Source organism: Massilia sp. X63, from assembly GCF_041023745.1.
GTDB lineage: Bacteria > Pseudomonadota > Gammaproteobacteria > Burkholderiales > Burkholderiaceae_D > Telluria.
Genome location: NZ_JBFTEF010000043.1, coordinates 1 through 1,170, shown reverse-complemented (window position 1 = coordinate 1,170; position 1,170 = coordinate 1). Strand labels below are relative to the sequence as shown.

The 1,170-nt window shown below is 50.3% G+C and carries 1 protein-coding gene; it reads left to right on the top strand.

Annotated features, from left to right (window positions below):
• The first annotated feature begins 93 nt into the window (after nt 1–93).
• Complete coding sequence (locus AB3347_RS25850; protein ID WP_001067855.1) at nt 94–798, top strand: IS6-like element IS26 family transposase; 705 nt, start codon at nt 94–96, stop codon at nt 796–798.
• The last annotated feature ends 372 nt before the right edge of the window (nt 799–1,170 follow it).

The window sequence follows — 1,170 nt, the reverse complement described above, 5'->3', positions numbered from 1 at the left end:
TTACGCAGGCCCAGATTGAGCCCTTCAGCGGGCACTGTTGCAAATAGTCGGTGGTGATAAACTTATCATCCCCTTTTGCTGATGGAGCTGCACATGAACCCATTCAAAGGCCGGCATTTTCAGCGTGACATCATTCTGTGGGCCGTACGCTGGTACTGCAAATACGGCATCAGTTACCGTGAGCTGCAGGAGATGCTGGCTGAACGCGGAGTGAATGTCGATCACTCCACGATTTACCGCTGGGTTCAGCGTTATGCGCCTGAAATGGAAAAACGGCTGCGCTGGTACTGGCGTAACCCTTCCGATCTTTGCCCGTGGCACATGGATGAAACCTACGTGAAGGTCAATGGCCGCTGGGCGTATCTGTACCGGGCCGTCGACAGCCGGGGCCGCACTGTCGATTTTTATCTCTCCTCCCGTCGTAACAGCAAAGCTGCATACCGGTTTCTGGGTAAAATCCTCAACAACGTGAAGAAGTGGCAGATCCCGCGATTCATCAACACGGATAAAGCGCCCGCCTATGGTCGCGCGCTTGCTCTGCTCAAACGCGAAGGCCGGTGCCCGTCTGACGTTGAACACCGACAGATTAAGTACCGGAACAACGTGATTGAATGCGATCATGGCAAACTGAAACGGATAATCGGCGCCACGCTGGGATTTAAATCCATGAAGACGGCTTACGCCACCATCAAAGGTATTGAGGTGATGCGTGCACTACGCAAAGGCCAGGCCTCAGCATTTTATTATGGTGATCCCCTGGGCGAAATGCGCCTGGTAAGCAGAGTTTTTGAAATGTAAGGCCTTTGAATAAGACAAAAGGCTGCCTCATCGCTAACTTTGCAACAGTGCCTAAAATACTACCAGTAAGTTGGAGTCATTACCCATATGTCGTTGGGCCAACTCTTCTGGTTTCTGGGTTTTTTATCGTGGATTACAAGGCCGTCATCTGATAATGCCCCTAATGGGTCAGATCTCTAGGATAGTAGCAATACAGCAAGGAACTTCTTGAGATCCTTTCTGTTGCGTCGTAATCTCTTGCTCTGTAAACGAAAAAACCACCCTGGCAGGTGGTTTTTCGAAGGTTAGTTAATCCTGGCAGATTTTCTAACCGCGGTAACAGTCTTGTGCGAGACATGTCACCAAATTTGTCCTTTCAGTGTAGCCGCACTC

Bases quoted from the DNA above. Each gene is read 5' to 3' on its own strand.
- AB3347_RS25850 (WP_001067855.1), top strand. From the start codon at position 94: ATGAACCCATTCAAAGGCCGGCATTTTCAGCGTGACATCATTCTGTGG.